General features: G+C 42.3%; 25 protein-coding genes, 2 tRNA genes and 2 rRNA genes. 9 read left to right on the top strand and 20 right to left on the bottom strand.

The window, feature by feature from the left end; genetic code table 11:
- Window positions 1–74: 74 nt before the first annotated feature.
- Window positions 75–449 (top strand): carboxymuconolactone decarboxylase family protein, encoded by a 375-nt coding sequence (locus tag ID12_RS07920; RefSeq protein WP_007496965.1) that lies wholly within the window; start codon window positions 75–77, stop codon window positions 447–449.
- A 218-nt stretch (window positions 450–667) separates the two neighbouring features.
- Here ID12_RS07920 and ID12_RS07915 read toward each other — a convergent pair whose 3' ends face one another.
- Window positions 668–1,717 (bottom strand): hypothetical protein, encoded by a 1,050-nt coding sequence (locus tag ID12_RS07915; protein ID WP_050827009.1) that lies wholly within the window; start codon window positions 1,715–1,717, stop codon window positions 668–670.
- 73 nt (window positions 1,718–1,790) lie between these two features.
- Window positions 1,791–2,159, bottom strand: a complete 369-nt coding sequence (locus ID12_RS07910; RefSeq protein ID WP_008344356.1) for an RlpA-like double-psi beta-barrel domain-containing protein — start codon at window positions 2,157–2,159, stop codon at window positions 1,791–1,793.
- 209 nt (window positions 2,160–2,368) lie between these two features.
- Between ID12_RS07910 and ID12_RS07905 the strand changes: the two genes are divergently transcribed.
- The 3 genes from ID12_RS07905 to ID12_RS07895 all read left to right on the top strand — a co-directional run bounded on the left by ID12_RS07905 (window position 2,369) and on the right by ID12_RS07895 (window position 4,321).
- Complete coding sequence (locus ID12_RS07905) at window positions 2,369–3,043, top strand: hypothetical protein (RefSeq protein ID WP_050827008.1); 675 nt, start codon at window positions 2,369–2,371, stop codon at window positions 3,041–3,043.
- Between the two features lie 321 nt (window positions 3,044–3,364).
- Window positions 3,365–3,832 carry a hypothetical protein gene (locus ID12_RS07900; RefSeq protein ID WP_050827007.1) on the top strand — a complete coding sequence of 156 codons (468 nt, stop codon included), beginning with the start codon at window positions 3,365–3,367 and terminating at the stop codon, window positions 3,830–3,832.
- 138 nt (window positions 3,833–3,970) lie between these two features.
- Window positions 3,971–4,321 carry a DUF4064 domain-containing protein gene (locus tag ID12_RS07895; RefSeq protein ID WP_008344359.1) on the top strand — a complete coding sequence of 117 codons (351 nt, stop codon included), beginning with the start codon at window positions 3,971–3,973 and terminating at the stop codon, window positions 4,319–4,321.
- A 46-nt stretch (window positions 4,322–4,367) separates the two neighbouring features.
- On the opposite strand, the gene ID12_RS07890 is transcribed toward ID12_RS07895, so the two are convergent.
- Window positions 4,368–4,793 (bottom strand): hypothetical protein, encoded by a 426-nt coding sequence (locus ID12_RS07890; RefSeq protein ID WP_050827006.1) that lies wholly within the window; start codon window positions 4,791–4,793, stop codon window positions 4,368–4,370.
- A 205-nt stretch (window positions 4,794–4,998) separates the two neighbouring features.
- Here ID12_RS07890 and ID12_RS07885 point away from each other — a divergent pair, with 205 nt between their 5' ends.
- Window positions 4,999–5,877 carry a D-alanyl-D-alanine carboxypeptidase family protein gene (locus ID12_RS07885; RefSeq protein ID WP_019743784.1) on the top strand — a complete coding sequence of 293 codons (879 nt, stop codon included), beginning with the start codon at window positions 4,999–5,001 and terminating at the stop codon, window positions 5,875–5,877.
- A 35-nt stretch (window positions 5,878–5,912) separates the two neighbouring features.
- On the opposite strand, the gene ID12_RS07880 is transcribed toward ID12_RS07885, so the two are convergent.
- The 4 genes from ID12_RS07880 to groES form a co-directional block, all read right to left on the bottom strand.
- A complete protein-coding gene (locus tag ID12_RS07880; RefSeq protein ID WP_035391498.1) occupies window positions 5,913–6,524 on the bottom strand; it encodes an FMN-binding negative transcriptional regulator in 612 nt (203 codons plus the stop codon).
- Window positions 6,525–6,549: 25 nt separating this feature from the next.
- Entirely contained in the window at window positions 6,550–7,002 is a 453-nt protein-coding gene (locus ID12_RS07875; protein WP_050827005.1) for a MarR family winged helix-turn-helix transcriptional regulator, read from the bottom strand.
- Window positions 7,003–7,377: 375 nt separating this feature from the next.
- Complete coding sequence (gene groL / locus ID12_RS07870) at window positions 7,378–9,012, bottom strand: chaperonin GroEL (RefSeq protein WP_007496015.1); 1,635 nt, start codon at window positions 9,010–9,012, stop codon at window positions 7,378–7,380.
- A 56-nt stretch (window positions 9,013–9,068) separates the two neighbouring features.
- Window positions 9,069–9,353 carry a co-chaperone GroES gene (gene groES / locus ID12_RS07865; RefSeq protein WP_003214120.1) on the bottom strand — a complete coding sequence of 95 codons (285 nt, stop codon included), beginning with the start codon at window positions 9,351–9,353 and terminating at the stop codon, window positions 9,069–9,071.
- Between the two features lie 229 nt (window positions 9,354–9,582).
- Between groES and ID12_RS07860 the strand changes: the two genes are divergently transcribed.
- From ID12_RS07860 to ID12_RS07850, 3 genes are read left to right on the top strand one after another with little or no spacing between them, the layout of a single operon-like run.
- Window positions 9,583–10,317, top strand: coding sequence for a CPBP family intramembrane glutamic endopeptidase (locus ID12_RS07860; protein WP_008344365.1), 735 nt, complete (start codon window positions 9,583–9,585; stop codon window positions 10,315–10,317).
- Entirely contained in the window at window positions 10,314–10,508 is a 195-nt protein-coding gene (locus tag ID12_RS07855; protein ID WP_017366710.1) for a YdiK family protein, read from the top strand. Before ID12_RS07860 ends, ID12_RS07855 begins: the two co-directional genes overlap by 4 nt.
- 57 nt (window positions 10,509–10,565) lie before the next feature.
- Window positions 10,566–11,192: an NUDIX hydrolase gene (locus ID12_RS07850; RefSeq protein ID WP_050827004.1), complete on the top strand. Its 627-nt coding sequence runs from the start codon at window positions 10,566–10,568 to the stop codon at window positions 11,190–11,192.
- A 39-nt stretch (window positions 11,193–11,231) separates the two neighbouring features.
- Here ID12_RS07850 and tatC read toward each other — a convergent pair whose 3' ends face one another.
- Genes tatC through moaC form a run of 4 tightly spaced genes read right to left on the bottom strand, consistent with a single transcriptional unit; the run spans window position 11,232 to window position 13,370 of the window.
- A complete protein-coding gene (gene tatC, locus ID12_RS07845) occupies window positions 11,232–11,987 on the bottom strand; it encodes a twin-arginine translocase subunit TatC (RefSeq protein ID WP_050827003.1) in 756 nt (251 codons plus the stop codon).
- Window positions 11,988–12,002: 15 nt separating this feature from the next.
- Complete coding sequence (locus ID12_RS07840) at window positions 12,003–12,182, bottom strand: twin-arginine translocase TatA/TatE family subunit (RefSeq protein ID WP_008344374.1); 180 nt, start codon at window positions 12,180–12,182, stop codon at window positions 12,003–12,005.
- A gap of 27 nt (window positions 12,183–12,209) precedes the next feature.
- Window positions 12,210–12,863 carry a redox-sensing transcriptional repressor Rex gene (locus tag ID12_RS07835; RefSeq protein ID WP_008355687.1) on the bottom strand — a complete coding sequence of 218 codons (654 nt, stop codon included), beginning with the start codon at window positions 12,861–12,863 and terminating at the stop codon, window positions 12,210–12,212.
- Between the two features lie 15 nt (window positions 12,864–12,878).
- Entirely contained in the window at window positions 12,879–13,370 is a 492-nt protein-coding gene (gene moaC, locus ID12_RS07830) for a cyclic pyranopterin monophosphate synthase MoaC (protein ID WP_026050052.1), read from the bottom strand.
- 138 nt (window positions 13,371–13,508) lie between these two features.
- On the opposite strand from moaC, the gene ID12_RS07825 reads away from it, so the two are divergent.
- Entirely contained in the window at window positions 13,509–15,431 is a 1,923-nt protein-coding gene (locus ID12_RS07825) for an ABC-F family ATP-binding cassette domain-containing protein (RefSeq protein ID WP_050827002.1), read from the top strand.
- A gap of 439 nt (window positions 15,432–15,870) precedes the next feature.
- On the opposite strand, the gene tsaD is transcribed toward ID12_RS07825, so the two are convergent.
- From tsaD to ID12_RS07780, 9 genes are all read right to left on the bottom strand, one after another.
- Window positions 15,871–16,899, bottom strand: a complete 1,029-nt coding sequence (gene tsaD, locus ID12_RS07820) for a tRNA (adenosine(37)-N6)-threonylcarbamoyltransferase complex transferase subunit TsaD (RefSeq protein ID WP_017359857.1) — start codon at window positions 16,897–16,899, stop codon at window positions 15,871–15,873.
- Complete coding sequence (rimI, locus tag ID12_RS07815; protein WP_050827001.1) at window positions 16,892–17,320, bottom strand: ribosomal protein S18-alanine N-acetyltransferase; 429 nt, start codon at window positions 17,318–17,320, stop codon at window positions 16,892–16,894. The genes tsaD and rimI overlap by 8 nt, the downstream gene beginning before the upstream one ends.
- 25 nt (window positions 17,321–17,345) lie before the next feature.
- Complete coding sequence (tsaB, locus tag ID12_RS07810) at window positions 17,346–18,035, bottom strand: tRNA (adenosine(37)-N6)-threonylcarbamoyltransferase complex dimerization subunit type 1 TsaB (RefSeq protein WP_017366704.1); 690 nt, start codon at window positions 18,033–18,035, stop codon at window positions 17,346–17,348.
- The gene (gene tsaE, locus ID12_RS07805) at window positions 18,016–18,492 is read right to left on the bottom strand and encodes a tRNA (adenosine(37)-N6)-threonylcarbamoyltransferase complex ATPase subunit type 1 TsaE (RefSeq protein WP_007496038.1); all 477 of its coding nucleotides are present in this window, start codon (window positions 18,490–18,492) and stop codon (window positions 18,016–18,018) included. The genes tsaB and tsaE overlap by 20 nt, the downstream gene beginning before the upstream one ends.
- A 12-nt stretch (window positions 18,493–18,504) precedes the next feature.
- The gene (gene thiL, locus ID12_RS07800; RefSeq protein WP_035703481.1) at window positions 18,505–19,482 is read right to left on the bottom strand and encodes a thiamine-phosphate kinase; all 978 of its coding nucleotides are present in this window, start codon (window positions 19,480–19,482) and stop codon (window positions 18,505–18,507) included.
- Between the two features lie 278 nt (window positions 19,483–19,760).
- Window positions 19,761–19,837 (bottom strand) — tRNA-Asp (locus tag ID12_RS07795).
- A 49-nt stretch (window positions 19,838–19,886) separates the two neighbouring features.
- Window positions 19,887–19,963, bottom strand: a tRNA-Met gene (locus ID12_RS07790).
- Between the two features lie 17 nt (window positions 19,964–19,980).
- Window positions 19,981–20,096, bottom strand: a 5S ribosomal RNA gene (gene rrf, locus ID12_RS07785).
- A 61-nt stretch (window positions 20,097–20,157) separates the two neighbouring features.
- Window positions 20,158–23,088: ribosomal RNA gene (locus ID12_RS07780) — 23S ribosomal RNA — on the bottom strand.
- Window positions 23,089–23,187: the final 99 nt, after the last annotated feature.

Genomic DNA, 23,187 nt, shown 5'->3' with positions numbered 1-23,187 from the left:
CCTCTATCAAAAGGCACTTAAGAAACCATGCACAAACAAATAGAAAATCGTCATAAAAAACGGAGGAGTTCAATTTGAATGAAGAAAAAGAGACTTGCCAGGTCAAGCAAGAAACAGTGGCAGGTAACAGGGAGAAGCTTTCAATTCATGAAAATGAGAGCATTCGATCAAACATTGAACAACTAACAATTGAACTCGGTGAACAAAAAGAATTCAATCACTTCATATTAGATGAAAAACAGAAGGCCATCAGCACATTATCGGCTCTCATTGCAAAAGGTGATTGTGATGAAGAGTTAAAAGCTCATTTTGTACAAGCATTACATATCGGGCTCTCTGTTATAGAGATTATGGAGATCATTAAGCACTGTACAAAGGTTGCAGGATTCCCTCATTCCATTAATGCCTTGTTTATTTTTCAAAACTTACTAGATGAAAACAATAAATAAATAAGAGAAAACGAGAAGTCTTCTGTCCTCTCGTTTTTTTATTTCCACTTACTTTACTCTCTTACGCTGATTCTGTCACAGCAGCAAAATATCAAAATACCACTCATTTCCTTATTTAAAAAGTGATGTTCATTTCACAAATCCGCATTTTTCACCGACACATCCCATAACAAAATAAAAAAACGTCCAGTTATATGAAATAACTGAACGCGCATCTTTTACCAATTGACAGTGAAATTGTTAACAATCCCGCCTTCTTTCTCCCAAGCGGTTTCTACTGTTTTCTTCTTAATATCGTATTCAAAAATGGTTCTGACCTTCGCCTTTCGTCCTGTGTCATCCTTTAATTCCTTTGCGTTCTTTGCAACACCTAAGAAATAAACAGATGTACCATCCGCAGAAAATTGCGGCTGGGCAGCACTTAAAATACGCACATCTTGGCTGTTTTTAACGAGTGTCTTCGTTTTTCCTGTATCTACATCCATCACCTTAATAGATGATACTTCTTTTTCATTTCGAACCTTCACTTCTGTATAAATGAGTTTTTTATGATCTGGCGAAAAAGAAATATCATTGATGGTTTGAGAAATACGTGCAATTCGCTTACCCTTCTCACCTGTTTGAAGGGTAATTTTCATGGTCGTTGGTTCAGGATCCATTCCTTTTTCATTTGCCTCATCCGTCTTTTTATAATCCTCTTTTAACGAATAATGCTGAATGGCCAACAGATTTGATGCTGGATCATAAGCAAAAGAACTCACCGTATCATCATCACTTTTTTCTGGATATAACACTTTCACTTTCTGTGTTTTCAAATCAAAAGACGCTACATAAAATTGCTCACCTGAATCCTTGTTATACCTTAGATATAACTGTTTTCCGTCACCAGAAAGTCTCATACTGTCGATTGAATCGTCACTCGTAAAGAGCGTTTTTTCTTTATCCGTTTTCACATTCAATTCCCGTATACTTACTTTTTGTGTGTCTTCATTTGTATACGTGTAGTATAAAAGCTGTTTCGCCTGATCATAAGCAATTGAAGGATATGCTGTCAGTTTCTCTGTATGAAGCGCCTTGTCATGCAAGTAATAAGTATTGTTTAACTTTTGATCCGTAAAAGAAACAAGCAATTCGTCTTTTGCATCTTGATTTGTTTTCACATTTCCTTCCTGTTTCGCCTCTTGCCCAGGCTTCATCATGAAGAAAATAACGGCCGCAATCACTGCGACTCCAATCACTGTGATGATCCACCATGTTGATTTTTTCATTGACTTTCAGACCCTCTCCACAAGAAAAGAAGCCAGAAAATGAAATTTTCCCGCTTCTTTGCATGCCTATGTATTAATAAGTGTAATGCCCTTTGACGACACCTTTACTTGTTGAATACCCAAGTGCTTTGAATGCTTTCGGACTTACGTCTAATACTGCGTTTGGCATTCTACCTACATCATATTTATATACTGTAATCACTTTATGTGGTTTCGCTTTTGTTGTCACTCTTAGTTTTGTACCTTTTTTCGGTACGTCAAATCCCATTTTTGTTGCTGCATCCCAATGACCGAGTTTTTTTCCATCTGCGCCTTTTTTACCGACACCATTATACCAAGTAATATTGCCGCTTACTTTTTTTGCACTTGCTCCATGTGAGAAACTAAACGCTAAAAATAAACTAGCTACTGTTACGATTGTCGCGATAAGCTTTTTATTCATTAAAAAATCCTCCGTATTTGGTTTCTGACCCTATTATACATGAAGATGCACCCAGTTATTTTACAGTCACATTACAATTCGAATACAAGTTGACCACTTAATGACCGATTTTGTTCATAAATTTCACCAAAAACAGCCAGAACATCGTAAGTAGACCTCCCCTTTCGTTTTATATAATAGAAATGAATCAAAGATAAGGAGGAATTTTCATGAAAAAGTGGTTCATCGTTTTGAGTGTAAGTTTGACCTTCGTTTTGATGCTTTCAAGTATTCACGCCTCTGCGGCTGGTCCTCGTCACGGCGCCATCGTGACACAAACGGATGAAGCCAAATGGTCAGGTATCTCGGCTGATATTGTGCTGCCAAAAACAGCCACCATTAAAAATGGTTATGCTGACTGGTATCTTGGTCTCGGTTCTGCCGTTGTTGAAAGCGGAATTTCAAAAACATCTTCTGGCTATAAGGTCTTTTTAGGCAGCGGCTCCCAAGGCGGCAGTCAATATTGGAACAGTGAATACGATTCAAGTATTAAAGATGGTGCACGTGTCAACTTAAAGCTCATCAACAACGGTGATGGCACAGTGTCACTATACGTCAACGAGAAACTGCGTTATAAACAGCCTGTTTTCAACCCTAGCCGTCTGAAAAACCTTGATGTTGTCAAAATGGTACATGGCGTACAGGATAATGGAACAAACAGCTACTCGCAAGCAAGTTTCTCTAATGTACAGCTCCGTGCAAATACATCTGGAAGTGTCTATAAAAAATGGGACGGCACCGTCAAATCATCTCTTTTACGCAAAAATCTAGAATCTGGTGCTCCGGCTCCAAAATTCACGGTCATTTCGTCTATCCCACTTAGTACAACCCTTTCAGCACAATAAAACACGAGCACCCAACTTTGGGTGCTTCAAAATTGCTGACAAAGAGCTAAAATGATTTTATTTTAGCTCTTTGTCTTCTTTTCAGCGTGCAAGAAAACCTTTGCAGTCTAGGAAGGGCGAGCACCGGCGCGGAGCGAATTTGACATTCGTGAGCACCGGCGCGCAGGCCTGACACCGAATGCGAGGGTTTGTCTACACGCTGGAGCACCCAACTTTGGGTGCTTTTGATTGTTCACAGCTTATCAACACTTCTCTTTTAATCAAAACATCTATTCGTGGTAACATAAGCATACATACTTTGAAGAACAAAGGAGAAAGAACGTGAGAAAAAGTCTACTTGTTTTCATGAGTCTTGTTGCAACCTTCTCTATCCTAGCAGCTTGCTCAAATACGGCAAAAGAAGAAAAAACAGAATCTACGGCACTTCCAACGATTAATGAACGCATTCAAAATGAAACGAAAGAGGTCATGGAGCAGTCTAAGCTCGTAAAAGACACAGCGATCACCGTTGATCAAAAGAAAAAAGTCATTTCCTTAAACGTGACGGCTTCATCTGAGACCAATAGTGATTACGCTGAAGTCATTGGTTTGAACTTTGCCAAAACACTAGCTATTGGTGCATCCACTGAAAAGGAAAACAATCTGCATAAACCGGAAAATGACAGCCTCGGCGCCCTCTACTCCTTTTATGACCTAAACATTACCATGAAACAGGAAAATGGAAAAGTACTGGCAAAAGGAAAGAAAACAACAAACGAAACAAAGATTACCTGGGAGAGAGCCCAGTAATTGGACAATAAAATCCTTTGTGGATTTTCTTGTTTTTTTTAACAAAACTATTAACATTGTGAAAAGAATGCCGATGAGTAAGATTGTGTTGGTTCTTAAGTACCAATAATTCTTATTTACATATCGGAGGAAAGTATCATGAAAAGAACAACGGAATTTGTTTTAGGCTTAATTGGAGGTATTTTTGGATTTTTCGGTGCAATGTTTGCCATTGCCTTTGGAGGACTCGATGCCGCATTTAGTGAATCAGGTACGAGTCAAATCACAGGATTAGGCTGGGCAGCGATGCTTTTCTCTATTCTTGCGATTGTGGCATCTGTTATCGTGAAGAAAAAAGCAAAGCTTGGCGGGATTTTATTATTAGTATCTGCTGTTGGTGGTATTATTTCTATTTCTATGTTCTTTATCCTTCCAGCTGTATTAATCCTAATCGCAGGATGCATGGGTGTGTTTAGAAAAGAGCCTGTCAAAACAGTTCCTGCTGAATAACGTTCACATAAAAGAAGCTTGTAGAGGATCGCTCTACAAGCTTCTTTTATTGTATATTTTCATTTAAATCTTCTCTTATGATATCAATCAGTGTGTCAATATCCGAGTGAGCTCTAGATGCTAATCGTACCAGCAAATGATCGATATCCTCATACAAATGACGATCTTTCAACATATACTCCCCATAATACGGAATGACAAAGAAATAGAGCAAATCAGCTACTTCTAGTGCAACGTCATCACCAACTTCATTCTTTAGCGCCTCCCCAACACATTGGATCAGCCAATTCAAATCTTCTTTCTTTTCAATCGGAACGTACATCAGCTGATGAATACGGTCCGTATCTCCCGTTTGTAAAATCTGCTCCGCTGCTCCCTTTGATAGAGCACCAATCTCTTTAGAAGATATATTAAGAACCGCGAATTCATTCTCTGATCTGTCTTGATCCATTTGCAGCACGTTTTGGTCCATCTCGACTCACTCCCCGTTCTCAGATACTTTTATTATAAGGAATTCATCTGATTTTTTATGGAAATAGTGGATTTTTTTATGTAATTTTAAACAAAAAAAGAACCAAATGATATGATTCAATCTCAATTGACATAAAAAAACCATTGCACTTTATTTCAATCTATCTCAATATATGTATGTTAGTAGATTGAAAGGGATGAGAGAAATGAAGATGAAACACCCGTGGATCAAAGGAATTATTGTCAGTGTGGTTCTCGTACTTGGGCTTGGAATCTTTCCTGTCCAGCTGCCCTTTTTACACATGACTCATGCGACACCAGTCGCAAAAGCAGCCGCACCGAAATACGTGACAACAGCGAATGTTCATCTTCGCAAGGGACCTGGAACAAAATATTCAGTGATATTGACCATTCCAAAAGGGAAAAGGATTCCTTATCTTAAAAAGAATGGTTCATGGATTCAAACAAAGTATAAAGGAAAGACGGGTTACGTCAGCTCTCAATATATCAAAAAAGCAGGCAAAAGCTCACCAGCTTCATATGCTGCTCCTTCCACTAAAACGCCAGGTACGTATGTAAAAGGGATATTGGTTGTGAATAAGAAACATAGACTCCCATCTTCATACAATCCCGGAGAAAACAAACAAGCGAGAAAAGCAGTAAACGCTATGATCGCGAAAGCAAAAAAAGCAAACATCCGACTCACCGCTTTTAGTACCTTCCGTTCATACGACCGTCAGCGTGTCTTGTACAACAATTACGTCGCCTCTCATGGCAAAAAACAAGCAGATCGATTTAGCGCAAGACCAGGCTATTCCGAACATCAAACCGGCCTTGCTTTTGATATCGGCGGTGCCAATTCAAAACATTGGGCTGAAGATTCTTTTGCCAATACAAAAGAAGCGAAATGGCTGGCCAAACATGCCCATGAATTTGGTTTTATCATCCGTTATCCGAAAGGTAAAGAAAAAGTGACAGGCTATCAATATGAACCATGGCACCTCAGATACCTCGGATCAAAAAATGCGAAAAAAGTGAAAAAGAGCGGCAAAACCCTTGAAGAATATTTGAACATAAAAGGATAACAACAAAAGCACTCTTTTTCTTCAGAGTGCTCTTTTCATATATTCTCTTCTCTCTTTTTCATCGCAGCCGCCATTTCCACTTCACCCTCTGCTTCCAGCTGTTCAATAATGCGAGCATAATCTCTTTCATGGCGATTTTGGCTTAACTTAAAAGCAGCTTGAACTTCATCAATGATGATTTTGAAGCCCACAATCCCTTTCATTTGTTTCTCTAGCAGTTCCTCAGACAACGTATCCCACAGCACTGGCTGATCTCTATGACTTTCATATGTCTCCAGCATCGCTGTTAATTCCTTGACCAGTTCTGATTTTTCGAGCAGTGCAGCCTTTCCATATACATGTACAGCTTGATAATTCCACGTCGGTACGGCTTCTTTCTCATACCATGAAGAGGATATGTAAGCATGCGGCCCTTGAAAAATGACGAGCACCTTCTCATTTTCTTCAAACGTTTTCCACTGAGGATTTCCAATCGCCATATGCCCTGAGATCACATACGAATCGCCAATTTGATGAAAACTCACTGGAATATGGGTCGCAATGGGCTTTTCATTCGTTGTCGTCACAACTGTAGCAAATGAATGAGATTGAATAAATGATTTGATTTTCTCCATATCTTTCACTTGAAAAAATGATGGTACATGCATGTTCCCTTCCCCCCCCCTTATTTATTTAGTAGCTTCTCTTTTTGCCTTTTTTCACATCTTCCCAATCTTTTTCGATATTCTTTCGCACCCTTAGAAGATACTCATAAATCTGTTCCGCTTCCTCTTCAGAAAATCCATCCAGCGCTACCCGATTTGAATGATCATGTTCTCGTTTGATCATTGGATAGACGGCTTTTCCTTTCTCAGTTGGAAACAGCTTCTTGATTTTCCTATTCACTGTGTCATCTTTTTTCTCAATAAAACCATGCAGCTCTAATTTTTGAATAGCCCGGGCCGCCGTTGTTCGGTCTACCTTGATCATCTCCGCTAGTTTTTCCTGAATGATGCCAGGCTTCTCACAAATACGCACAAGATACAAATACTGCCCCTTCGTTAAATCATACTCTTTAAATTCAATATTACTAATGGAATCAAGCGCCCGAGCAATCACGCCAATCTCCCGCAAAATTTCTCTCATTTATCACGCCTCTTTTTTATTGTATTTACATAAATTTTAAAAATTAGTATAGCTCATGAATATTGTATATGCAATAAAAAGCCCACTTCCTCTCTGGAAGTGGGTTCAACCTCTTATTTATCACGCCTCTTCGATCCAAACAATCCAAACACGACAGCCAGTGCAACAATAATCGCCACCCAAGTCGTAAAGCCCATATGATCACCGCTTTTCTTTTTAAAATCATCTCATCTCTTTATGTTAGATAAAACCAAAAAATCACTGTCTCTTTAGTTAACGGATGTAAAGCGGTGAAAGTTTCAATTCATTTAACGCTCTTAACCAAAAAATAGACAAAACAAAAACCCCTATATTTCAAGGGGTTTTCGAGGGGTGTTACATCATTCCACCCATGCCACCCATGCCGCCCATATCCGGCATTCCGCCGCCTGAGCCGCCTTCTTCTGGTTTGTCAGCTACGACTGCTTCAGTTGTAAGAAGCATAGCTGCTACAGAAGCTGCGTTTTGAAGTGCAGAGCGAGTGACTTTTGTTGGGTCAACGATTCCTTTTTCGATCATGTTTACCCATTCGTTTGTTGCTGCGTTGAAGCCTACGCCAATTTCTTCGTTTTTCAAGCGCTCAACGATGACTGATCCTTCAAGACCTGCGTTGTGAGCGATTTGACGAATTGGCTCTTCAAGAGAACGTAGCACGATGTTGACACCTGTTTGAACGTCACCATCAGCTTCGATGGAAGCGACTTTGTTGTATACATTCACAAGTGCTGTACCACCACCAGATACGATACCTTCTTCAACTGCTGCACGAGTTGAGTTCAGTGCATCCTCGATGCGTAGTTTACGTTCTTTTAGTTCTGTTTCAGTTGCAGCACCAACTTTGATGACAGCAACGCCGCCAGCTAGTTTTGCAAGACGTTCTTGTAATTTTTCTTTATCGAATTCAGAAGTTGTTTCTTCTACTTGCGCACGGATTTGGTTTACGCGTGCTGCGATTTGAGCAGAATCTCCTGAGCCTTCTACGATGGTTGTGTTTTCTTTTGTAACAACCACTTTAGACGCACGGCCAAGCTGACCAATTTCAGTTGATTTCAGGTCAAGTCCTAGGTCTTCAGTGATGAGTTCTCCGCCAGTTAGAACAGAGATGTCTTCAAGCATTGCTTTACGACGATCACCGAATCCAGGTGCTTTTACTGCCACTGCGTTGAATGTTCCACGAAGTTTGTTCACAACAAGTGTTGCAAGTGCTTCGCCTTCTACATCTTCAGCAATGATCAATAATGGTTTTCCTTGTTGTACGACTTGCTCAAGTACAGGAAGGATTTCTTGAATGTTTGTGATCTTTTTATCAGTGATTAAGATGTAAGGATTTTCAAGAACCGCTTCCATCTTATCAGAATCAGTTACCATGTATGGTGAAGCGTATCCACGGTCAAACTGCATTCCTTCAACCACTTCAAGCTCAGTTGTGAAACCTTTAGATTCTTCAATTGTGATGACGCCGTCGTTTCCTACACGCTCCATCGCTTCAGCAATTAGGCTGCCGACTTCTTCATCTGCTGCAGAAATAGACGCAACTTGAGCAATTGATTCTTTACCTTCGATTGGTTTAGAAATCTCGTGCAAGCCTTCAAGTGCTACTTTCACTGCTTCTTCGATGCCTTTACGAACGCCAACAGGGTTTGCACCAGCTGTTACGTTTTTAAGACCTTCACGGATCATCGCTTGAGCTAGAACTGTTGCAGTCGTTGTACCGTCACCAGCTACATCGTTTGTTTTGCTTGCAACTTCAGCCACAAGTTTTGCACCCATGTTTTCAAATGCATCTTCTAATTCGATTTCTTTTGCAATCGTTACACCATCATTTGTGATAAGTGGAGAACCGAATTTTTTCTCAAGAACCACGTTACGTCCTTTAGGTCCTAAAGTTACTTTTACAGCATCTGCAAGTGCATCTACACCACGTAACATCGCACGACGTGCTTCTTCACTGAACTTAATATCTTTTGCCATAATAACGAAACCTCCTCAGTCTTTTTAGAAATATATCTCAATCTTTGTTTATGTGATTAACCAATAACAGCTAAAATGTCGCTTTCACGAAGGATTAAATATTCTTTTCCTTCATATTTCACTTCAGTGCCTGCATATTTTGAGAAGATAATGCGGTCGCCTGTGTTTACTTCTAACGCAACGCGCTCACCACTTTCAAGTACACGACCTGAACCTGCTGCAACAATTTTACCTTCTTGCGGTTTTTCTTTTGCAGAATCCGGTAAGACAATACCGCTAGCGGTTTTTTCCTCAGATTCAACGAGTTCAATGATTACGCGATCGCCTAATGGCTTTAACATAAGAAACAACCTCCTCAATTTTTATATGTAGTCTTTTTTAGCACTCATCATCAACGAGTGCTAACACATTTATTATAATAAAGAATGTCTTCTGCAATTTCAAGTAAAAACCTTTAAAAATTTTTACGCTTTCATGATCTTTTTTCAACTCAAATTCTTTCCTTTTCAACGAAAAAGAAGACTTGTGTTACAATAAATCTAGTTCTTTTAGTAAAGGGGTTTTCGTTACTTGAAAAAACAATATTGGTACATCATCTTAACGTATATATTGGTGCAGGTTTCTGCGTTTCCGTATGTGTTCATCATGAAGTGGTTAGGTTACATTCAGACACCGATGACACAAGCAGAGCTCTCTAAATTGTCAGGAACATGGACAATCATTAGCTTCTGTATCGGATTAATCATTATTCTGCTCATTCTTCGGACTGTGCCAAAAGCTTCACTTCGAAATGAAGCACCGGCTTCAGTCGGCGCGGCAATCGCTTGGATCATTGGCGGTTTCTTTCTTTCCCTCTTTGCACAATCCATTGCGGGGGCGATTGAACAATATGCATTTGGCATTAGCCGAGAATCCGAAAATACTCAAAATATTTTAGCCATTATGGATGCAGTTCCATGGCTTGTAATCGTCATCGCTCTGATTGGACCGATATTAGAAGAAATCATTTTTCGAAAAATCATTTTTGGTGTGGTTTATGAAAAAACGAATTTTTTCATTGGCGCACTTGTCAGTTCAGTGGTTTTTGCTGCTGTACACAATGATTTCCCACATATCTTGCTCTATACCGCAATGGGCTTTACCTTTGCCTTTTTATATGCGAAAACAAAACGAATCATTGTGCCAATCGGTGCTCATATGCTGATGAATTCGCTCGTTATCCTTGTGCAGATTGAGCCAGTAAGAAAAATGATTGAAGAACAATCTCAAACAATGCAAATGATTATTGGAGGCTTTTTCTCATGAGAAACCCTGTCGTATGGGGCATTATTTATTTTGCCGTAGGTGTGGCGTTCACCTATATGGCCATTCAAAATCCAGGTGACATGTGGTCATTTTACAGCATTTTGCTGATGGTGTTTGCGGCCTATAATATTAATATCGCGTTAAAAATGTTTGCTTTTTCTGTCAAAATGAAAAAACAACAGCAAAAATAAAGCAGAAACCATTTTCCGCCGTTTGGAAAATGGTTTTTTTATGGAGGTCATGTTTTCATGGAACACGAAAAACTGAACATCATGAACAATCAGCATGAAACGATTGGTACAGCCGCTCGATCTGATATCCATGCTGAGGGCCTTTGGCATGAAACCTTTCATTTCTGGCTTTTAAAAAAGGAAGATGACACAGTGTTTCTCTATTTTCAGCTGAGGAGTCCCTCCAAAAAGGATTTCCCTTCTCTATTTGATATCACAGCAGCAGGCCACCTTCTCGCAGATGAACAGCCTTCTGATGGCATCAGAGAAGTCGAAGAAGAGCTTGGTCTCTCCATCTCGTTTGAGAACCTTACCTTTGCTGGTGTCATTAAAGATGAAATCCATCTGCCTTCGTTTACCGATCGTGAGTTTTGCCATGTGTATCTTTATATGGATCAAAAAGAGCACATGGATGTCCATCTACAGAAAGAAGAAGTTGCTGGACTTTATAGAGCAAGGCTGATGGATGCACAGCAGCTTTTAAATAGAGAATGCGAAAAAATGAACATCGAGGGCTTTGAAGTGGATGCAGACGGCAAGCGACGTGAGGAAAAGAGAGAGGTCCGTATACATGATTTTGTCCCGCATGAACCTTCCTATTATGAGCATCTCTTTCAAGCAATTAATCAATTTCTTTCACAATAGAAAAAGCATCGTGACCCCTATTAGGATCACGGTGCTTTTTTATGAGACAACACCTTTTTCTTTCTCCTCTGTCTCTGTTTGCTGCATTTTGCGATAGGTCACTCTTGAAATGACAATACTCACTTCATACAAAACGAGCATTGGCAAGGTAACCATGAGGTGAGAAACGAGCTCTGGCGGTGTAATCAGTGCGGCAATGACAAGGAGGACAAAATAGGCATACTTCCGTATTTTTGATAAAAACATCGGTGTAATGATGCCAAGTCTTGTGAGAAACATCAACACGACAGGCATCTGAAACAAAAAGCCAAATGGAAGTGTTAACTGCATCAGAAATGTAAAATACTCATGAATCCCAATCACTTGCTCCACATGTAAATCATTTGACATCCGTATCATAAAATCGACGACAAATGGAAACAAAATAAAATAAGAGAAAGCCACACCGCTCAGAAATAAAAGCAGTGCAATCGGAATATAAGCAAGTGTCACCTTTCTTTCTTTTTCATATAAGCCAGGACTCACAAACGCCCAAAGCTGGTATAAAATCACGGGACACGTCAAAACAAGAGCGATGACAAAAGCGAACTGCATAAACACGTACAGTGGATCTGTGAGCTTAAATGCGTTCAATGTCAGTGTGGCCGCTTCATCGGTATTTTGTAAATACACAATGACCGGCTTAGCGAGAAAAAAACCTGCCACCATAAAGGTGACAAAAAACATCGCAATGATCACTAAACGTTTTCGCAGTTCCACAATATGCTCCATAAGCGGCATATCTTTGACATTCATGAAGCTCATCCTATTCTACTGATCTTCTTTTTTCTTTTTTTCTTCCTGATCATCAGCTAAACCTTTTGTGGCATTTTTGAATTCACGTAATGTATCTCCTGCTGCTCTTCCTAATTCAGGAAGCTTTTTCGGCCCAAAAATAATGAGCGCAACAACCGCAATCAGAACCAAACTTCCAGGACCGATCGGACCCATTTGCTCCACCCCCTTTACCCCTTTTCGTCAGTCCTCCTGTGTAACAGAGTAATGCTTTAAGAAATACACAAGAGACTGAAGTTCAACCGCCAAATCTATATGATGAATTCGAATGTGTTCCGGCACATTCAATCGAGCCGGCGTAAAGTTAAGGATTCCTTTGATGCCAAGGGCAATCAAACGATCTGTAATGGATTGAGCTGCTACGGCAGGCACTGTCAAAATCGCAACAGGAATATCTCCTACCTCTTGCACATGCTCTTCAAGCTTATCCAAATCATAGACAGGCACGCCGCCTATCTCACTTCCTATTTTACTCTCATTGACGTCAAAAGCCATTGAAATTTTTGTATTATTATTTTTAATGAAATTATAGTGTAAAAAAGCAGTCCCTAAATTCCCGACACCGATGAGCATGACATTCGTCATTTCATCTTGGTCAAGGGTCTTTCTAAAGAAGGTCAAGAGGTAATCGACGTTATAGCCATACCCTTTCTTCCCAAGTGCACCAAAGTAAGAAAAATCTCGGCGAATGGTGGCAGAATCCACTTTGACTGCATCACTAAGCTCTGCCGATGACACCCTTTGTTTTCCTGATGCATGCAGATTTTTTAAAAAACGGTAGTAAAGCGGCAAACGTTTGGCTGTCGCTTGTGGAATTTTTGACTGGTCTATATTCATATAAGATCCTCCAACTTAAATATCAGATGCTCTGTGAAAATCACCGTTTTTCCCGCCTGTTTTTTCTACTAGATAGGTCGGGCCGATGATCATCCCTTTGTCTATTGCTTTGCACATGTCATAAACGGTCAGTGCACATACTGAGGCAGAAGTGAGCGCTTCCATCTCCACACCCGTACTTCCTTTTGTTTTCACCTGTACTTGTATGTTCAGAATGTACGCATTTCCGTCTTCCTCCCAATCAAAGGAGATATCGACACCTTTTAATGCAAGCGGATGACACATTGGAATGATGCTGGACGTTTGCTTTGCTGCCATGATGCCAGCTACCTGTGCGACAGACAGCACATCCCCTTTTCCAATGTCATGCTTTTGTATTTGATGAAATACTTCTTTTATCATACGAACGCTTGAAACAGCAACGGCAGTTCTCACTGTAGACGATTTGTCACTAATGTCGACCATCTTTGCTCTTCCTTGTTCGTTAAAGTGGCTAAATTGACTCATCTTTCAACGCTCCCTCACTCAAATCATACACTATTTTTTCCTATCTGTCTTTCATTTGAACATGGCAGCCGTATGTAAGATTTGCCGGTTTACTGCTGATAAGCTACACTTAACATATTATAGCAGAGGTGAAGTTACATGATGATTCTACAAGTGAATCAGCTGTCCAAATCGTTTGGCGCTGATACCGTTTTAACGAATATAAAATTGGAAGTCAAAGCGAGGGATCGTATTGCCATTGTCGGTCGTAACGGTGCAGGAAAATCCACGCTTTTAAAAATCATTGCCGGTCAAATGTCTTACGAACAAGGTGAGATCATCAAACCGAAAGACCTATCCATTGGATATCGAGCACAACATACAGATGTGACGTCTACACGTACGCTAAAAGACGAACTACTATCCGTTTTCGATCATTTAAAAGAAATGGAACAAGAGATGAGAACCATAGAAGAGAAAATGGCTTCTTCCACAGGAACAGAATTAGATTCTCTAATGAAAACCTATGACAGGCTGCAGCAAGCATTTAAAGATCAAGGCGGCTACCAATATGAAGCAGATGTCCGCTCCATTTTACACGGACTCGGCTTTAGTCATTTTGAAGATCATACAACCGTCCAATCCTTAAGCGGCGGTCAGAAAACTCGTCTAGCGCTTGGAAAGCTATTATTGATGAAACCAGAACTCTTGATTTTGGATGAGCCAACCAACCATCTAGATATTGATACCTTATCATGGCTTGAGCAGTATTTGCAAAATTATACAGGAGCCATTCTCATCGTTTCCCATGACCGATACTTCTTAGACAAAGTCGTGAACCATGTATATGAAGTGTCAAGAACAGCGATGAAAAAGTTCGCAGGGAACTATAGTAAGTATCTTGACCAAAAAGCTGAGCAGCTAGAGCGTGATATGAAGCTGTATGAAAAACAGCAAGAAGAAATTTCGAAGCTTCAAGATTTCGTGGATCGGAACTTAGCAAGAGCCTCCACCACAAAGCGTGCTCAAAGCAGGCGGAAACAGCTGGAACGAATGGATCGTTTAGATAAGCCGTTAGGAGATGAAAAATCCGCAAACTTCCATTTCGATATTATGAGGCAAAGCGGAAATGACGTGCTGAAGGTGCATGATCTCGATATTAGTTACGATGAAAAAACGCCGCTCCTCTCCTCCCTCTCTTTTCATATTAAACGGGAGGATAGCGTGGCACTCATCGGTCCTAACGGTATCGGGAAATCAACTCTTTTAAAAACCTTAACGGATACGTTAAAACCAGTAAAAGGCGAGATCAGCTTTGGTTCTCATGTGACGATTGGCTACTATGATCAGGAACAAGCCAAGCTGACATCCTCCAAGAAAGTGTTAAATGAACTTTGGGATGATTATCCCCATATGACTGAAAAAGACATTCGGACTTGTTTAGGAAACTTCCTTTTTTCAGGTGATGACGTCTTAAAGCCTGTACATGCATTAAGCGGTGGAGAAAAAGCACGACTTGCGCTGGCAAAGCTGATGCTCCAAAAAGCCAATTTCCTGATTCTTGATGAGCCGACGAACCATCTTGATTTAGACAGTAAGGAAATTTTAGAGAATGCACTGATTGATTATCCAGGCACCATCTTGTTTGTTTCGCATGACCGTTACTTTATCAATCGCTTGGCAACAAAAGTACTTGAGCTTTCGCCAGATGAAACAAAAGAATACCTCGGTGACTACGACTACTATCTTGAAAAGAAAAACGAACAATTAGAGCTTGAAGCACTCCAAACTCAGGAGACGCATAAAAAACAAGCAGAAAAACCAGTAGAAACAGCAAAACTTTCCTATGCAGAAGAAAAAGAACTCAAAAAGAAAGAAAGACAAAAGCAGCGCCGAATTGAAGAAATTGAAGAGCGTATCGCTGTCATCGAAGACAAGCTTGGTGAAAACGAAGAGCTTCTATGTGATCCTGCTATTTTCCAAGATCACGAGAAAGTACAAGCCATTCAAACAGAAAATGATGCGCTCAATCAAGAGATGGAATCACTTTTTGCGGAATGGGAAGATCTATCAGATGCATAAAGAGTGCCCTAACGGGTGCTCTTTTTTTTAAGGTGAGAATCTTTATCCACAATGATACCCACAATAACATCTTGATTATTCTTAAATATTTTAAAGTTATCCACTTTATCCACAGTATTTTAATCACATATCCACATAAAAGATCACATTTATACACATTCTCTTCATTTTAAAACGAATTTTCTAACAATTGTGGATATATAACGTTTACATGTGAATAAATCGCTTTCATTTCACTAGAAAAAACTCCTGTATATCCACAGGAGTTCCAAATTTTAGCCCTTTGTCTTCTTTTCAGCGTGATAGAAAACCTTTGCAGTCTAGGAAGGACGATTACTGGCGCGGAGCGAATTTCACATTCGTGAGCACCAGCACGCAGGACTGACAAAGAATGCGAGGGTTTGTCTACACGCTGAAACTCCTGTATCCACAGAAGATCTTATTCATAGGAGACAAGCGGCAGTCCAGGTTGACCGTTCATTGCCATGTCGCCTCTTATTCCCTTTTCAAATGCAATGGTTCCCGCAGCAGCAATCATGGCTGCATTGTCTGTACAAAGAGACAATGGCGGAATCATGACATTCACTTCAGGTAGCTTCGCAAATGCTGAAGTAAGGGCTTCTCTAAGACCTTTATTGGCAGCAACCCCGCCAGCTAGAACGACTTGTTTCACACCATACGCTTCAGCCGCTTTTAATGTCTTTCCGACTAGCACCTCAATCACGCTTTCTTGGAAACTTGCAGCCAAATCCTCAGGCGCAATGGTTTCGCCCTTTTGAGACGCATTGTGTAATGTGTTGATGACCGCTGATTTTAAACCGCTGAAACTAAAATGATAGGATCCTTCTTCAAGCCATGCACGAGGAAGCTTAATCGTTGGCTCCCCTTCATGTGCCAATCGATCAATGTGAGGTCCCCCTGGATATGGCAGACCCATTGTCCGAGCTACTTTGTCATACGCTTCTCCAGCCGCATCATCCAACGTTTCGCCAATGACCTCAAAAGACCCATGCTCTTTCATCAAAACAAGCTCAGTATGCCCACCAGAGACGACTAGAGCTAAACAAGGAAACACCAGTTCACCAACGAGCTGGTTCGCATAAATGTGTCCAGCAATATGATGAACACCTACAAGCGGAATTTGATGTGCGAAACTCAGTGCTTTGGCTGCATTGACACCTATCAAAAGTGCACCAACTAAGCCTGGACCTTCTGTCACAGCAATGGCATCTAAATCCTGAAAGGTCATATTGGCCTGCGTCATGACTTCTTCTAATACGATCGTCATTTGTTCCACATGATGCCTTGAAGCGATTTCTGGTACCACTCCGCCAAATCGTTTATGGCTTTCTATTTGTGAGGCGACAACATTCGCTACGATCTCTTTCCCATTTTTCACAATTGACGCAGCTGTTTCGTCACAGCTTGTTTCTATACCTAATATGAATCGATCTTTTTTTTCACTCATTTATCTTCACCCACATGACTAATGCATCTTCCCCGTTATCCGTATAATAATTCTTTCGAATAGAAGCTGGTTTAAAACCTAGCTTTTCATAAAGGGATTGTGCTGGCGTATTTGATACCCGCACTTCTAGTGAAAGATGATCTGTCTTTTTTTCTTTGCAAAATTCCATGACATATCGAAGCAGCGCTTCCCCGTATCCTTTTCCCCGGTGCTCAGGGAGAATCGCAATATTCGTAATTTGTGCATCACCCATGACAATCCAAACGCCGCAATACCCAACAGGCTGACCATCTTCTTCAATGAGGAAATAATGGCTGTATTGGTTATGGAGAATTTCATAGACAAACGACTCTTTTTTCCAAGGCGCTGTAAACGAATGCACTTCAATCGTATATACCTCTGGGATGTCCTCTACTGTCATTCTTCGCATCTCTACTGTGTTGAGATTATTTTTGTCCTTCAAGCCATTTCACTTCCGCTTCTGCCAAACGAATATAATTAGGAACAAGCTGATGGACATCTTCAGCAGGGCGGTCTGCCCCCAAAAATGCGAGCACTGAAGGTCTTGGGTTGTGAAATGCCTCGTCTGCTAAAACGGCGGTTTCTCCAAGTATGGAGAGTATATTCTCTTGATGAAGATGCACATCATGTCCAAGAAATAAAACAGGGTTCCCTTCCTTTTTCAGCTCTTGAAGCCAATCAGTGAGCAGGATATTTTGATCTGGTTTCACTTCTTTTATCTTTCCACCTTCAAATGTATATAACCCTGTATAAACTTGTCCTCTTCTTGCATCAAATATAGGAGAAATCATTCCATCAAAATATCGAGCATTTGCCGCCAGCGTTTCTAAACTTGAAACAGCAGCTATCGGGATAGACAGCGTCCAAGCAAGTGTTTTTGCAATGGTCACACCGATTCTAACGCCAGTGTAAGAGCCGGGTCCTTTGGCTACAACAATTTTGCTTAATTCGTTCGGTGCTACGCCGCATTCTTTCATCAGTGCTTCAACTGTCGGCATTGCACGGACTGAATGATTCTTCTTTAAGTACGTAATACTTTCCCCAACCACAGTGTCATCACGGACAAGAGCTATTCCGAGTGTATGGTTTGACGTATCAATTGCCAGTATGGTCAATGTCTTTCATCTCCTTACAAAGGGCCTCATAGCGCTCCCCTTTTGCATAAAACGTAAGATGACGTTCTTCTTCACGTTCTGTTCTCAGCATTTCAATTTTTAAATACGATGAAGGCAATTGAGGTTCAATGAGATGTGCCCATTCAACCAAACATACACCTTCCCCCTCAAAATATTCGCCCAGTCCAATATCTTCTTCCGCATCTTCCATACGATACACATCCATATGATAAAGTGGCAGTCTGCCATCCGTATATTCTTTAATAATTGTAAAAGTAGGGCTGTTGACGATACGGGTAATACCTAAGCCTTCTGCAAAACCTTTTGAAAAAGTCGTTTTACCTGCGCCTAAGTCTCCTTCTAATGTTAAGACATCGCCGGGCATCACAAGTGTAGCCAAGGCAGCAGCAATTCGTTTCGTCTCATCCGCACCTTTTGTTGTCCACGTTAACTTCATGGTGGAGTCACCTCATTTCTTAAAATGATTATATCCTTTTTTCATTAAAATTGTTTGTTGATCATGGTCTTTTAAAATAACGCTGGACGCTCGATCATCTTTGACTTGTCCAATACGCGTGACCTGAATGTGTTCTTTTTTACATTGCGTCTCAAATCGCTTCCAATCCGTTTCAGGGATCGTACCAGTTAAGACAAAATCCTCTCCACCGAACAAGACCCATTCAAGCCATTCTTTATGTAACAACGGTAGATGTGGATGTTTTGGGAGCTGATCAGCTTCAATTTCAATAGTCACACGACTCGCTTCCGCTATTTCGTTTAACTCACTCGCTAATCCGTCACTTACATCATTCAAGGTCACCCGGGGGAAGCTTGAACAAATAAGGCCAGCAGCAATATGCGGCTGCGGCATTTTGTGTCGCTCTAGAAAAAAAGCAGTGTCAATCGAATGTGCAGCATTTACTTCATTCATTAAAAGGGATAGCCCAGCAGCTGATGAACCTAGTTCACCTGTGACAAAGACAACGTCTCCTGTCTGAGCACTATGACGGTAACAGGCTGTTCCCTTTGGAATCTCACCAATGACCGTTACTGTGATGACAAAGTCACTGCGGGTGGCTACTGTATCTCCACCGATTAAATCCATATGATATCTGTCAGCCAATGCTTTCATTCCCTCGTAAAAAGCTGCAACAATTGCTTCATCCCCATGAGGCGGGATCGCAATTGATACAAGATAATACTTAGGGGTTCCTCCCATGGCTGCAATATCACTGATATTCACTGCCAGCGCTTTAAATCCAACCTCAAAGGGTGTGGAAAAATCAAATCGAAAATGGACATGCTCTACCATTGTATCAACACAAACGACCTCTTCACAATGTGAATGAGGTTGATAAACACTAGCATCATCACCGATGCCCATGACCAAAGAACGCTGATGCGTTTCTTTTGGTGTAATTCGGCGAATAAGATCAAATTCATCCATAAAAGACAGCCCCTTCATACAATCAACTGATTGAGCAAACATGATGTCAGACACAGTTAGTATTAGTGTAGCGAATATGAGCCTCGGTTCCAACTAAAAATGATATAAAGAAAGCCTGGTATAAAAAAACCAGGCGTTGTTTGTTGAAGTCATGATCTTTTCTTATCACATTTAGTGTAGCCAAACACAAGGAGTTTCATTGCATCTAGGATACTTATAGAAAGAAAAAGACATAAAAAAAAACGAAACTATACGTTTTCGTTTACAAGTTATAAAAATGGCGGTCCGGACGGGACTCGAACCCGCGACCTCCTGCGTGACAGGCAGGCATTCTAACCAACTGAACTACCGGACCATTTTGGCTGTACTCAATGAGTACTCCCTATTTAATAGGTAAAATAATTTGGTTGCGGGGGCAGGATTTGAACCTGCGACCTTCGGGTTATGAGCCCGACGAGCTACCGAACTGCTCCACCCCGCGACGATATAAAATAACAAGCTTGGCGGCGTCCTACTCTCACAGGGGGAAACCCCCAACTACCATCGGCGCTGAAGAGCTTAACTTCCGTGTTCGGTATGGGAACGGGTGTGACCTCTTCGCTATCGCCACCAAACCTGATGGAGAGAATGTTCTCTCAAAACTAGATAACAATGTTCATTTTTCACATTAGAATATAGGTTAAGTCCTCGATCTATTAGTATCTGTCAGCTCCACGTGTCACCACGCTTCCACCTCAGACCTATCAACCTGATCATCTTTCAGGGATCTTACTTCCTTGCGGAATGGGAAATCTCATCTTGAGGGGGGCTTCATGCTTAGATGCTTTCAGCACTTATCCCGTCCGCACATAGCTACCCAGCGATGCCCTTGGCAGAACAACTGGTACACCAGCGGTGCGTCCATCCCGGTCCTCTCGTACTAAGGACAGCTCCTCTCAAATTTCCTGCGCCCGCGACGGATAGGGACCGAACTGTCTCACGACGTTCTGAACCCAGCTCGCGTACCGCTTTAATGGGCGAACAGCCCAACCCTTGGGACCGACTACAGCCCCAGGATGCGATGAGCCGACATCGAGGTGCCAAACCTCCCCGTCGATGTGGACTCTTGGGGGAGATAAGCCTGTTATCCCCGGGGTAGCTTTTATCCGTTGAGCGATGGCCCTTCCATGCGGAACCACCGGATCACTAAGCCCGACTTTCGTCCCTGCTCGACTTGTAGGTCTCGCAGTCAAGCTCCCTTGTGCCTTTACACTCTGCGAATGATTTCCAACCATTCTGAGGGAACCTTTGGGCGCCTCCGTTACATTTTAGGAGGCGACCGCCCCAGTCAAACTGCCCACCTGACACTGTCTCCCTGCCCGATAAGGGCAGCGGGTTAGAAGGTCAATACAGCCAGGGTAGTATCCCACCGATGCCTCCACCGAAGCTAGCGCTCCGGTTTCCAAGGCTCCTACCTATCCTGTACAAGCTGTACCAACATTCAATATCAGGCTGCAGTAAAGCTCCACGGGGTCTTTCCGTCCTGTCGCGGGTAACCTGCATCTTCACAGGTACTATAATTTCACCGAGTCTCTCGTTGAGACAGTGCCCAGATCGTTGCGCCTTTCGTGCGGGTCGGAACTTACCCGACAAGGAATTTCGCTACCTTAGGACCGTTATAGTTACGGCCGCCGTTTACTGGGGCTTCAATTCGCACCTTCGCTTACGCTAAGCGCTCCTCTTAACCTTCCAGCACCGGGCAGGCGTCAGCCCCTATACTTCGCCTTACGGCTTCGCAGAGACCTGTGTTTTTGCTAAACAGTCGCCTGGGCCTATTCACTGCGGCTTCTCGGGGCTTTAACACCCTAAGAAGCACCCCTTCTCCCGAAGTTACGGGGTCATTTTGCCGAGTTCCTTAACGAGAGTTCTCTCGATCACCTTAGGATTCTCTCCTCGCCTACCTGTGTCGGTTTGCGGTACGGGCACCTCTCACCTCGCTAGAGGCTTTTCTTGGCAGTGTGGAATCAGGAACTTCGCTACTAAATTTCGCTCGCCATCACAGCTCAGCCTTCACGGGAAACGGATTTGCCTATTTCCCAGCCTAACTGCTTGGACGCGGATATCCAATACCGCGCTTACCCTATCCTCCTGCGTCCCCCCATTGCTCAAATGGTGAGGAGGTGGTACAGGAATATCAACCTGTTGTCCATCGCCTACGCCTTTCGGCCTCGGCTTAGGTCCCGACTAACCCTGAGCGGACGAGCCTTCCTCAGGAAACCTTAGGCATTCGGTGGACGGGATTCTCACCCGTCTTTCGCTACTCATACCGGCATTCTCACTTCTAAGCGCTCCACCAGTCCTTCCGGTCTGACTTCACTGCACTTAGAACGCTCTCCTACCACTGTTCGTAAGAACAGTCCGCAGCTTCGGTGATACGTTTAGCCCCGGTACATTTTCGGCGCAGAGTCACTCGACCAGTGAGCTATTACGCACTCTTTAAATGGTGGCTGCTTCTAAGCCAACATCCTGGTTGTCTAAGCAACTCCACATCCTTTTCCACTTAACGTATACTTTGGGACCTTAGCTGGCGGTCTGGGCTGTTTCCCTTTCGACTACGGATCTTATCACTCGCAGTCTGACTCCCAAGGATAAGTCATCGGCATTCGGAGTTTGACTGAATTCGGTAACCCGGTAGGGGCCCCTAGTCCAATCAGTGCTCTACCTCCGAGACTCTTACCTTGAGGCTAGCCCTAAAGCTATTTCGGAGAGAACCAGCTATCTCCAGGTTCGATTGGCATTTCACCCCTACCCACACCTCATCCCCGCACTTTTCAACGTGCGTGGGTTCGGGCCTCCATTCAGTGTTACCTGAACTTCACCCTGGACATGGGTAGATCACCTGGTTTCGGGTCTACGACCACGTACTCATGCGCCCTATTCAGACTCGCTTTCGCTGCGGCTCCGCATCTTCTGCTTAACCTTGCACGGGATCGTAACTCGCCGGTTCATTCTACAAAAGGCACGCCATCACCCGTTAACGGGCTCTGACTACTTGTAGGCACACGGTTTCAGGATCTATTTCACTCCCCTTCCGGGGTGCTTTTCACCTTTCCCTCACGGTACTGGTTCACTATCGGTCACTAGGGAGTATTTAGCCTTGGGAGATGGTCCTCCCGGATTCCGACGGAATTTCACGTGTTCCGCCGTACTCAGGATCCACTCTGGAGAGAACAACATTTCAGTTACAGGGCTGTTACCTTCTTTGGCGGGCCTTTCCAGACCTCTTCGCTTATATCGTTCCTTTGTAACTCCGTATAGAGTGTCCTACAACCCCAAGAGGCAAGCCTCTTGGTTTGGGCTGTTCCCGTTTCGCTCGCCGCTACTCAGGGAATCGCATTTGCTTTCTCTTCCTCCGGGTACTTAGATGTTTCAGTTCCCCGGGTATGCCTTCTCATACTCTATGTATTCAAGTATGGATACTACTCCATTACGAGCAGTGGGTTTCCCCATTCGGAAATCTCCGGATCAAAGCTTGCTTACAGCTCCCCGAAGCATATCGGTGTTCGTCCCGTCCTTCATCGGCTCCTAGTGCCAAGGCATCCACCGTGCGCCCTTTCTAACTTAACCATTTCTTACTTTAGAAAGAATCACTATGTGTGATGAACTTTGCATTGCATTCAATGTGAATGTATTACTTATTGTTATCTAGTTTTCAAAGAACAATCC

Origin of the sequence: Bacillus altitudinis (assembly GCF_001191605.1) — a bacterium.
Lineage (GTDB): Bacteria > Bacillota > Bacilli > Bacillales > Bacillaceae > Bacillus > Bacillus altitudinis.
The sequence above is the reverse complement of the archived record's forward strand: the minus strand, read 5'-3'. Positions and strand labels throughout refer to the sequence as shown.

What these genes read in the sequence shown, in the direction of transcription:
- ID12_RS07915 (WP_050827009.1), bottom strand. Translation starts at nt 1,717, where the DNA reads ATGAAAAAATCAACATGGTGGATCATCACAGTGATTGGAGTCGCAGTG.
- ID12_RS07910 (WP_008344356.1), bottom strand. Translation starts at nt 2,159, where the DNA reads ATGAATAAAAAGCTTATCGCGACAATCGTAACAGTAGCTAGTTTATTT.
- ID12_RS07905 (WP_050827008.1), top strand. Translation starts at nt 2,369, where the DNA reads ATGAAAAAGTGGTTCATCGTTTTGAGTGTAAGTTTGACCTTCGTTTTG.
- ID12_RS07895 (WP_008344359.1), top strand. Translation starts at nt 3,971, where the DNA reads ATGAAAAGAACAACGGAATTTGTTTTAGGCTTAATTGGAGGTATTTTT.
- ID12_RS07890 (WP_050827006.1), bottom strand. Translation starts at nt 4,793, where the DNA reads ATGGACCAAAACGTGCTGCAAATGGATCAAGACAGATCAGAGAATGAA.
- ID12_RS07885 (WP_019743784.1), top strand. Translation starts at nt 4,999, where the DNA reads ATGAAGATGAAACACCCGTGGATCAAAGGAATTATTGTCAGTGTGGTT.
- ID12_RS07880 (WP_035391498.1), bottom strand. Translation starts at nt 6,524, where the DNA reads ATGCATGTACCATCATTTTTTCAAGTGAAAGATATGGAGAAAATCAAA.
- ID12_RS07875 (WP_050827005.1), bottom strand. Translation starts at nt 7,002, where the DNA reads ATGAGAGAAATTTTGCGGGAGATTGGCGTGATTGCTCGGGCGCTTGAT.
- groL (WP_007496015.1), bottom strand. Translation starts at nt 9,012, where the DNA reads ATGGCAAAAGATATTAAGTTCAGTGAAGAAGCACGTCGTGCGATGTTA.
- groES (WP_003214120.1), bottom strand. Translation starts at nt 9,353, where the DNA reads ATGTTAAAGCCATTAGGCGATCGCGTAATCATTGAACTCGTTGAATCT.
- ID12_RS07855 (WP_017366710.1), top strand. Translation starts at nt 10,314, where the DNA reads ATGAGAAACCCTGTCGTATGGGGCATTATTTATTTTGCCGTAGGTGTG.
- ID12_RS07850 (WP_050827004.1), top strand. Translation starts at nt 10,566, where the DNA reads ATGGAACACGAAAAACTGAACATCATGAACAATCAGCATGAAACGATT.
- tatC (WP_050827003.1), bottom strand. Translation starts at nt 11,987, where the DNA reads ATGAATGTCAAAGATATGCCGCTTATGGAGCATATTGTGGAACTGCGA.
- ID12_RS07840 (WP_008344374.1), bottom strand. Translation starts at nt 12,182, where the DNA reads ATGGGTCCGATCGGTCCTGGAAGTTTGGTTCTGATTGCGGTTGTTGCG.
- ID12_RS07835 (WP_008355687.1), bottom strand. Translation starts at nt 12,863, where the DNA reads ATGAATATAGACCAGTCAAAAATTCCACAAGCGACAGCCAAACGTTTG.
- moaC (WP_026050052.1), bottom strand. Translation starts at nt 13,370, where the DNA reads ATGAGTCAATTTAGCCACTTTAACGAACAAGGAAGAGCAAAGATGGTC.
- ID12_RS07825 (WP_050827002.1), top strand. Translation starts at nt 13,509, where the DNA reads ATGATGATTCTACAAGTGAATCAGCTGTCCAAATCGTTTGGCGCTGAT.
- tsaD (WP_017359857.1), bottom strand. Translation starts at nt 16,899, where the DNA reads ATGAGTGAAAAAAAAGATCGATTCATATTAGGTATAGAAACAAGCTGT.
- rimI (WP_050827001.1), bottom strand. Translation starts at nt 17,320, where the DNA reads ATGACAGTAGAGGACATCCCAGAGGTATATACGATTGAAGTGCATTCG.
- tsaE (WP_007496038.1), bottom strand. Translation starts at nt 18,492, where the DNA reads ATGAAGTTAACGTGGACAACAAAAGGTGCGGATGAGACGAAACGAATT.
- thiL (WP_035703481.1), bottom strand. Translation starts at nt 19,482, where the DNA reads ATGGATGAATTTGATCTTATTCGCCGAATTACACCAAAAGAAACGCAT.